The organism is Hungatella hominis, from assembly GCF_014288005.1.
Taxonomy (GTDB): Bacteria; Bacillota; Clostridia; order Lachnospirales; family Lachnospiraceae; genus Hungatella; species Hungatella effluvii.
Window position 1 is genome coordinate 85,201 of record NZ_JACOPB010000023.1, and the last position, 8,702, is coordinate 93,902.

The 8,702-nt window shown below is 48.1% G+C and carries 9 protein-coding genes and 1 rRNA gene; 2 read left to right on the forward strand and 8 right to left on the reverse strand.

Annotated elements, in window-relative coordinates; all coding sequences use genetic code 11:
- Positions 1–6: 6 nt before the first annotated feature.
- Positions 7–927, reverse strand: coding sequence for an AraC family transcriptional regulator (locus H8S75_RS28815; RefSeq protein WP_187024463.1), 921 nt, complete (start codon positions 925–927; stop codon positions 7–9).
- A 171-nt stretch (positions 928–1,098) separates the two neighbouring features.
- Between H8S75_RS28815 and H8S75_RS28820 the strand changes: the two genes are divergently transcribed.
- Entirely contained in the window at positions 1,099–2,568 is a 1,470-nt protein-coding gene (locus tag H8S75_RS28820; RefSeq protein ID WP_187024464.1) for an alpha-glucosidase/alpha-galactosidase, read from the forward strand.
- A gap of 15 nt (positions 2,569–2,583) precedes the next feature.
- Here H8S75_RS28820 and H8S75_RS28825 read toward each other — a convergent pair whose 3' ends face one another.
- From H8S75_RS28825 to H8S75_RS28845, 5 genes are all read right to left on the reverse strand, one after another.
- Entirely contained in the window at positions 2,584–3,765 is a 1,182-nt protein-coding gene (locus tag H8S75_RS28825) for a MalY/PatB family protein (protein ID WP_187024465.1), read from the reverse strand.
- Position 3,766: 1 nt separating this feature from the next.
- Positions 3,767–4,621 (reverse strand): DUF3737 family protein, encoded by an 855-nt coding sequence (locus tag H8S75_RS28830; protein ID WP_187024466.1) that lies wholly within the window; start codon positions 4,619–4,621, stop codon positions 3,767–3,769.
- Between the two features lie 66 nt (positions 4,622–4,687).
- Positions 4,688–5,515, reverse strand: coding sequence for a flavodoxin family protein (locus tag H8S75_RS28835; protein ID WP_432764209.1), 828 nt, complete (start codon positions 5,513–5,515; stop codon positions 4,688–4,690).
- Positions 5,460–6,128, reverse strand: coding sequence for a flavodoxin (locus tag H8S75_RS28840; protein ID WP_187024467.1), 669 nt, complete (start codon positions 6,126–6,128; stop codon positions 5,460–5,462). Before H8S75_RS28840 ends, H8S75_RS28835 begins: the two co-directional genes overlap by 56 nt.
- A complete protein-coding gene (locus H8S75_RS28845) occupies positions 6,125–6,616 on the reverse strand; it encodes a cyclophilin-like fold protein (protein WP_243270505.1) in 492 nt (163 codons plus the stop codon). Before H8S75_RS28845 ends, H8S75_RS28840 begins: the two co-directional genes overlap by 4 nt.
- Before the next feature lie 201 nt (positions 6,617–6,817).
- Here H8S75_RS28845 and H8S75_RS28850 point away from each other — a divergent pair, with 201 nt between their 5' ends.
- Entirely contained in the window at positions 6,818–7,705 is an 888-nt protein-coding gene (locus H8S75_RS28850) for a LysR family transcriptional regulator (protein WP_187024468.1), read from the forward strand.
- Between the two features lie 72 nt (positions 7,706–7,777).
- Here H8S75_RS28850 and H8S75_RS28855 read toward each other — a convergent pair whose 3' ends face one another.
- Both H8S75_RS28855 and H8S75_RS28860 read right to left on the reverse strand, forming a co-directional pair.
- The gene (locus tag H8S75_RS28855; protein WP_187024469.1) at positions 7,778–8,338 is read right to left on the reverse strand and encodes a hypothetical protein; all 561 of its coding nucleotides are present in this window, start codon (positions 8,336–8,338) and stop codon (positions 7,778–7,780) included.
- A gap of 259 nt (positions 8,339–8,597) precedes the next feature.
- Positions 8,598–8,702: ribosomal RNA gene (locus H8S75_RS28860) — 23S ribosomal RNA — on the reverse strand; the annotation flags it as partial.

An 8,702-nucleotide genomic window follows, 5' to 3' on the forward strand; every position in this document is an offset into this window, starting at 1 on the left:
AAACCATTAAATCAACCGGTTCGCCCCCGCCGCCTCCCCATTTTCCCTCAGACTCTTCTGCCATTTTCCTGTATCAGCCGCAATATTCTGTCCCTTCAATTTTCTGTATTGTTTGGGGCTTAAGCGGTACTTCTTCTGAAAGGTATACCCAAAATGCTGCCGGCTGTTGAACCCGGCCTCAAAGGCAATGTCCACAATATTCATGCTGCTGTTTTTCAGCAAAAACTGAGCCCGCTCCAACCGCTGGTTATTGATATACTCCATGATTCCGCATCCGTAGGCTTTGCTGAACAGAGTCTGCAGATATGAATGATTGAGGCTGACGTATTTCGCCACATCCTCCACCCGGATATCTTCCCGAAAGTGCTCCCCGATATATTTCCGGGCTTTTTTCAGATGAACCATGCCCGTTACCCCTTCATTATCCTGAGTGCACCTTGACCACTCCATCAGCATTCGTTGAAAGATCAGATCCAGTAAATAACTGTTTCGATCCCGTCTCTCCAGCTCGGAAATCAAGTCCTTCAATACGTATTCCATCTTTCCGTAGTCGGTGAGCAGCAGATACGGCTCCGGGGATACCATCAACTCCGCAAAGCCGGCGTCCTTTTCGGCCAGGCTGTTCAAATCCGTTCCGCCCATCTTATCCAGACAGGAAAACTCATAATTTAACAGTACACTGCGCTCTCCCTGATTGATTTCCAGCCTGTGCGGAATCCCCGGACGGATGCAGATGAACTGCCGTTCCTCCATTTCCACCAGAACGCCTTCCACCTCAACCCGGCACGTACCGGTTACCAGATACATGATCTCCCACTGGTCATGTCTGTGTGCTTCCATCTGAAAATAATCCAGCGCCACCGCATAATATGCGGCCGGATATGCATAACGCGGATATGCATAACTCGCCATTGTATTATCTGCCATAGCCTTCCCTCTTTTTCCGTAACATTCCTTCCTTTTATTGTAGCATATCGTTATCTATTCAGCCAACAATTTATTGCATTTGAGAAAAAGGCGTTTCAATTTCATGCGCATCCTCTTCGAAGAATCTGTATACTACAATCAAAGCTTAACTGAGAAAGGGGATACAAACATATGAAATTTAAAATTGCTTTTATCGGTGCCGGAAGTCTGATTTTTACAAGGACACTGTTCACAGATATCATGTCAGTTCCGGAGTTTCGGGACATCGATATCGCGTTTACAGACATCAGTGAGGACAACTTAAAAAAGGTCACCGACTTATGCCAGAGGGATCTGGAGGCAAATGGAATTGCAACAAAGATTCAGTCTACCCTGGACCGCAGAGAGGCCTTTCAGGATGCCAGATATATCATTAACTGTGTCCGCATTGGTGGACTGGAAGGGTTTGAAACTGATATTGAAATACCGCTGAAATACGGTGTTGACCAGTGTGTCGGCGACACGCTCTGCATCGGCGGAATCATGTATGGGCAGCGCGTCATTGCCGCCATGCTGGACTTCTGCAAAGACATCCGGGAAGTAGCTGCCCCCGGCGCCGTCATGCTCAATTATTCCAATCCAAACGCCATGGCTACATGGGCCTGCAACAAGTACGGCAAGGTAAAAACCATCGGCCTGTGCCACGGTGAGATTCACGGTGAGCAGCAGATCGCCGAAGTACTTGGCATTCCCAGAGATGAGCTCGATTTCGTTTGTGCGGGAATCAACCACCAGACCTGGTACATATCCATCAGCCATCATGGGGAATCCATGCTGCAAAAGCTACTTCCCGCCTTCGAGGCTCACGAAACCTACCGGGAGGAGGAAAAAGTCCGCATCGATATCTTAAAACGGTTCGGGTATTATTCCACAGAATCAAACGGCCACTTATCCGAATATGTGGCATGGTACAGAAAACGGCCCGATGAAATAAAGGACTGGATCGATTTAAGCCGTTGGATCCACGGAGAGACCGGCGGATATTTACGGGTAACCCGGGAAGAACGCCGCTGGTTTGAAACCGATTATCCAAAAATTCTGGCTGAGCCGCCGAAAAAATACGACGGCTCCGACCGTGGCCTGGAACACGGCTCCTACATCATCGAATCCCTGGAAACCGGACGCATGTACCGCGGCCATTTCAATATGATGAACGAAGGCTGCATATCCAACCTGCCCTATGAATGTGTGGTCGAGGTTCCCTGCTACGTAGACGGAAACGGCATCAGTGTACCGAAAATCGGTGATCTTCCCCTCGGCCCTGCTGCCGTGTGCTCCCAGTCCATCTGGGTACAGCGCCTGTCGGTGGAAGCCGCGGCTGCCGGAGACGTCACCCTCCTAAAACAGGCCGCCTTAATGGACCCGCTCACCGGCGCCGTCTGCAATCCGCCGGAAATCTGGCAGATGGTTGACGAAATGCTGGCAGCTCAGGAGCAGTGGCTCCCACAGTACAAAGACGAAATAGCGCTTGCAAAAAAACGTCTCTCCTCGGGAGACCGGATTCCTACCAGAGACGGATACCGTGGTGCGGTGCGTCTCCGCGAAAAGTCTCCGGAAGAGGTTGCCGGCGCAAGGGCACAAAGGGATTTGACTGCGAAATAAATGACAATCGTCGATTTAACAGCATTCCGCTGTATACTGTTCATAAGCGTCTGTTCCCGCTTTCAGGCGCTTTAGCCCCTCCTCCACTCTCGACGCGGGGCAGGCAATATTCATACGGAGGAACTGGTTTCCATGGCCGCCGTATGCGGCGCCGGCCGACAGGTAAAGGCCCGTTTCCCTGCGGAGATAACGGCATAGCTCCGCCGCGCCCCCAAGCACTCTTGTGCAGTCCAGCCAGAGCAAATACGTTGCATGGGACTGCACAAGAGAAACATTGGGCAGTTCCCGTTCCAGAAAGCTTCTGACGATCCGGCGGTTTTCTGCCAGATAGTTTCTCAAATCGTCCAGCCATTCCTCTCCCTGTGTAAATGCGGCAATCGCCGCGTCAATGGCAAATGCGTTCGGTTCCGCCACCTCATCGTTGTTTAATGCCCGCTCCATCTTATGCCTTAAGTATTCGTTGGGCACCGCAACCGCCGCAGTCTGCAGACCGGCCAGATTAAACGCCTTTGTCGGTGCAATGCAGGTAATACTGTTCTGTGCGCATTCCTCTGATACCGATGCAAATGGAATATAGTCGTATCCCGGCTCGGTTAAGTCACAGTGAATTTCATCGGAAATCACCGTAACGTGATTGGCGGCGCACAGTTCCCCGATTCTTCCCAGCTCTTCTCTGCTCCAGATGGATCCGGTAGGATTTTGGGGATTGCAGAGAATCATCAGTGCAGTCTGAGGATCCTTAAGCTTGTTCTCCAGGTCCTTCCAGTCTATCCTGTAACCCTTCCCATCGTATAAAAGCCGGTTTTCTATGACCCTGCGGCCATTGTTGCAGATGGAATTATAGAAAATGTTATAGACCGGAGGCTGTACCAGCACAGCTTCCCCCGCTGTCGTCAGTTTACGGACCGCGCTGGAAACAGCGGGGACCACACCGGTGCAGAATACAAGCCAATCCCGAGCCATTTCAAAGTTATGACGCCGCTGCCACCATCCGGCGACCGCCTCCCTCCATGCCTCCGGCACCATGGTATAACCGAAGATTCCGTGCTCCGCCCGTTTTTTCAGCGATTCCGTAATCTCCGGTGCGGTTTCAAAATCCATATCCGCCACCCACATGGGCAGTTCCCGCTCCGTGATATCCCATTTTAAAGAGTTACTTCCACGCCGGTCTGTCAATTTATCAAAATCATGGGACATCTTACACCGCCTCTCTCAGTTCCTGCATCTGAACAGCAGTTTTTGTCACATCCACTCTGGACGCATCCATAACCAGCTCTTTGATTCCCTGCGCCTTTATTCTGCCGCCGCTGGGATTTAAGACACTGTCAATCGTATTGTTTATCTCCGCGTCCACGGTGGAGTATTCAAAGGCCAGCGTCGTATTTAACAGACGACAATTTTTCATGACTAGATTGTCAATGTAGCACATGCCCTGACTGCTCTCAACCGTGCAGTTAATCAGGGTAAGATTCTTTGCGTTCCAGCCTAAATACTCACCGGAGATAAAGGAATCATAAACGGTTACATTTTCACTGTTCCAGAACGCATCCTTTGAGAGCAGCCTGGCGTTATGGATCTCCGTCTGTTTCACACCGTCAAAAGAGTAATTTCCTGTCAGTTCAAAGCCGTCTATCACCATATTCCTGCTGTTCATGGCGAAGTAATCGCCTCTTGCCGTCACCTGATTCATGGTAACCCGGTCACAATTCCACAGTGTCTCTCCTGCGTTCGGCATGGTTACATGGGTGAGCCGGATATCCGAAGCACGGCGAAATGTCTTTGGCGCATCGATGGTACAGTTTTTCATGGAAATATTCTCGGTATACCAGATCCCGGCTCTTCCCATCTCAAACAGTACACAATCCTCCATCTTAATGTCACGGCTGTACCACAACGGATATTTCCACTTAAACATGCTTCCATACAGTTCAATATTTCTGCTCTCCTTCAAAGGGGATTCCCCATCGGCAAAGGTCGTATCGCAGATTTTCAAGTCCTTCCCCTGAAATAACGCCCTTTCACCCGTTAAAAATTCCTGTTTTATTACTTTCATCCTGTTTTCCTTTCTTTCTGTCACCTGGTTCTGTCACCACGTTATCTCCGGATTAGCGACTGCTGTCTACACATTCCTTCCAAACTCATAAGCAGAGTTTAGGGCCTCCGGTACATTTTCAATTTCTCCTTTTTTATCGGCTGCTGCCCCCCGGATCACACCAGCTAAGTGTACCTGCTCAAAGCAGCTGATCCAGCCTTCCAGTCCCTTTACCGCCCCATCCATGGAAGATGCCTCCTCATCTGCCGAAGCGGCCAGCAGATATATATCATGAAATGCATACTCTCCTGGAAACAGGGGATTGGTCCGGTCCAGAAGAGTTTTCATCTGACCTGACATTTCATAAAAGTAGATGGGGGTTGCAAATACCAGTACGTCAGCCTGGCGCATCTGTTCCACAATCACTGCCGCATCGTCCCGAATGACGCATGCTCCCGTATGCTGACAGGCCAGACAGCCCTTACAGAATTCTATTTTCTTATCATAGAGATGTATCTTCTCCGCCTCATGGCCTGCTTCGGCCGCTCCTCTTATAAATGCATCCGCCATCATCTCAGAATTTCCGCCCATTCGCGGGCTGGTTGACAATACCACAATCTTTTTACCCATTTTCTTCTCCATCTGACAGACCAGATAATCCAGACACTCAATCTTCTTTTCATTCTTATGTATCTCTTCCAGAAGGTTACTTCTATGCTTTTCCAGCATTCTGAGTTGTCTTTTTCTCTCGCCTGTCTTTATCAATTTTATAAACTCCTTTACCAGAGTTTCATCACACCCGGCATCTTTCAGGTTCCGTTCGACCGTAATAACGTTATCCAGATAACCTTTCATACCATCACCGTTCTTGTCTGCCCGGAAGATCCAGCTCATGAATCCACTCAGCCACATCATCCGCGGACACCGCGCTGCCAAACCGGATTCCATCGTACCAGACTGCGCTGTCAGAGCAGGAACCTTTGAGATTTTCAGCACTTAAACCGATCCCGCTGCTGGCAGAGGTACAAAACGGCACTACAGTTTTCCCCGATAAATCATAGCTTTCCAAAAATGTATTGATAATTCTGGGAGCCTGGCCGTTCCAGATGGGATACCCCAGAAATATAACATCATATTCTGACAAGCTTAAGTCAGCGCTGCCTGTCGTATCCTGCCCCATGAGTCCACCGGTGGAAATAGCCGGACGGACAGAAGCATCCTTCTGTTCCAGGCTGGTGCGGCTGGTGTTGTCACGATAGTTTAAATCCGCTTCCGTATAGGGCTTTGCCGCCTTTATCTCATAAAGATCAGCTCCCAGAAGATCCGCAGCATATTCTGCCGCCTTTTTCGTTGTTCCTGTACAGGAAAAATACGCAATTAGAACGCTTTTTTCTGACGGTTCATCTACCTGTGTTACCGTAGTCTCCCCCTCAGTCTCGCCCGCCGCTGTATCTTTTTGGGGACTACATGCCGCCAGAATGCACATCAATACAAATATCAGACCGATAACAGCCCTATATTTTTTCATTCTTCCACCTTCTCATTTTCTCCCGTAATTTCAACACTCCCTGATAAAGCTTCTATAAACTCCTCACCGGATATCACCATTCCCAGTTCATATAAATTGCTGCTCTTCCCGAAATGATCATAAAACATCACCACATCTCCCCACGGTGCATAATAGGCCAGGGTACCTTTCCCTTCATCAGCTACAGGAGCGTCAGAAGCATCAAGCTTTTCAGACGGGTAAAATATTTTTTCGTTCGTGCTGTAATCTTCCACTTCAATGGTCAGGGGAAGCTGTGCATATAAATCCTTCGCCGCCTGGCTGTCATTCAGCCCATAAACGATTGTATTTCCATTTGATGTAACATAAATTCTCATCTGCACCTCTCCTTTATCCGCCGATTCCTCTTCCTGAACAATAGGCTGCGAATCAGCCGCTTCTGCCCTGCTGCATCCGCATGCGGCGAAAACCAGCATAAGCGTACACACAAATACTGCTGTATCTCTCATCTTATGATTACGCCCCCTTTCTTAACTTGTTGGCAACGATATGTAGTGAATGGCTATCTGTATCATAGAACAGTTCTTATTAAATATCAAATAGTTATGCAGAATGTTTTTCCATAGCTAAAAGGAATGGTATTTTATCTTCTGCAGATAGTTGACTGAAATGGTATTTTCCTGCTATGATGAAACAGAAGAGGTGATTCCATGATTGAAATAAGACTGCTTTCCTATTTCCTTGCCATAGCAAGAGAACAGAGCATAACGAAAGCCGCCGATGCTTTGCACATTACCCAGCCGACGCTTTCCAAGCAGATGATGGAGCTGGAAGCACAGCTGGGAAAACAGCTGCTCATACGAGGGAAGAAAAAGATTACGCTTACAGAAGAAGGCGCCTATCTGCGAAGCAAGGCGCAGGAAATGATAAATTTGATGGAAAAGACAGAATCGGCATTTCACACGGATGAGGAGCTGACCAGCGGTGATATCTATATGGGATGCGGGGAAACTCCGGCTATGGAATTTATCACCGGAATATTCAAGGGAATCCAGAATGACTATCCGCACGTCCATTTTCACATATTCAGCGGAGATGCCGAAGCGGTAATGGAACGGCTGGACAAGGGGCTGTTGGATCTGGGACTTCTGCTGGGGCCCATGCAGCATGAAAAATACGATTATCTGAATCTGGCGAGAAGTGACAGCTACGGACTTCTGATGCCGAGAGACTGTCCGCTTGCGGAGAAGGAGACCGTATCCTTTGACGATTTACAGGGGCTTCCGCTTATTGCTTCCGCACAGGCCTACAGCGGCCGCCAGCGCCTTGAGCTGTTTGGAGAGATATTTGACACACTGAATATTGTGGCAACCTACAGCCTTATTTACAACGCTACCTTCATGGTCGAGCAGGGAATGGGCTACGCGCTCTGTCTTGCTAATCTGGTCAATACGGAAGGAAGCCGTAATCTCACCTTCCGTCCTCTGTCGCCGGCCTTAAAAGTGGATCTCTTTATTGTCACAAAAAAATACCAGACGTTTTCTCCGGCTGCGAAACTCTTTTTCAATCGGCTGAGAGATGAACTGGAAAAGAAATAAGACTGATCATGAAAATCACAATTCCCCGGAAAAGCATATTATATAGGATTATGACATCCAATATGCCCTATCCTAAAGTCCGTCCGTTATGACTATGTTCGTAATCTTTTCTTCCTCGTCCAGATTAAGGCTGATCCAGATTCCACCGCCATCCGCGATCACATGGTCTTTTCCCAGAATAAAACCATACTCTCCCTTCATAATCCGCTCACAGCGGTATACCCGATCAGCCTCGTTTTTATCTGAGCCGATATCTAGACTGCCCCTTAAATGAATTATCCCTGGTGCCTTTACACCGATCTTCACAATAGTTCCCTCCACAGAATCTCCCAGAATCCCAAAATCATAGGCACCGTAATTCAAAAGAATATAATCGAGCTGATCCTTTGGGTCGTCATTCCGAAAGAAATACCGTATTTCCTCCGGATTCCCCAGCTGAGCAATTACATTATCACCGCTGACAAAACGCCCATTGAGACCAAACTGCCCTATGTAGTAGTTAAATTTGCGATCTCGATAAAAGTTGTGGCTCCATACGGTATATAACAGACATAATGCCGCTCCCAGAGCCATTACCGTCGGAAAAATATATGGCAGTTTCTTGACTAACGGTTTCCATTTTGTCCTATGCATATACGCTTTCTCCCCCTATAATTCACAAAATGAAACATACGAAAAAAGTGAAAATCCTTAACAACAGGATTTCCACTTTTCTTTTAGGCATATACCCTCAAAACCACACATTGTACATATCTTTTCATCCGTTCTTACTTCCTCTGCCATTTCTGACAGCCAAAACACTAAGTTCGTGAACAACCTCACTAAGTGTTTTGACATGCCTCGCACTAAACTCGAAACTACCTCGTTAAGTGCTCTGGCAACCTAAACCAACTTGGTTAAGCCCTCGACCTATTAGTGACAGTCAGCTGCACATGTTGCCATGCTTCCACCTCTGCCCTATCTACCTCGTCGTCTTCAAGGGGTCTTACTCTTGCGA

Bases quoted from the DNA above. Each gene is read 5' to 3' on its own strand.
- H8S75_RS28815 (WP_187024463.1), bottom strand. From the start codon at position 927: ATGGCAGATAATACAATGGCGAGTTATGCATATCCGCGTTATGCATAT.
- H8S75_RS28820 (WP_187024464.1), top strand. From the start codon at position 1,099: ATGAAATTTAAAATTGCTTTTATCGGTGCCGGAAGTCTGATTTTTACA.
- H8S75_RS28825 (WP_187024465.1), bottom strand. From the start codon at position 3,765: ATGTCCCATGATTTTGATAAATTGACAGACCGGCGTGGAAGTAACTCT.
- H8S75_RS28830 (WP_187024466.1), bottom strand. From the start codon at position 4,621: ATGAAAGTAATAAAACAGGAATTTTTAACGGGTGAAAGGGCGTTATTT.
- H8S75_RS28835 (WP_432764209.1), bottom strand. From the start codon at position 5,515: ATGATGTGGCTGAGTGGATTCATGAGCTGGATCTTCCGGGCAGACAAG.
- H8S75_RS28840 (WP_187024467.1), bottom strand. From the start codon at position 6,128: ATGAAAAAATATAGGGCTGTTATCGGTCTGATATTTGTATTGATGTGC.
- H8S75_RS28845 (WP_243270505.1), bottom strand. From the start codon at position 6,616: ATGAGAGATACAGCAGTATTTGTGTGTACGCTTATGCTGGTTTTCGCC.
- H8S75_RS28850 (WP_187024468.1), top strand. From the start codon at position 6,818: ATGATTGAAATAAGACTGCTTTCCTATTTCCTTGCCATAGCAAGAGAA.
- H8S75_RS28855 (WP_187024469.1), bottom strand. From the start codon at position 8,338: ATGCATAGGACAAAATGGAAACCGTTAGTCAAGAAACTGCCATATATT.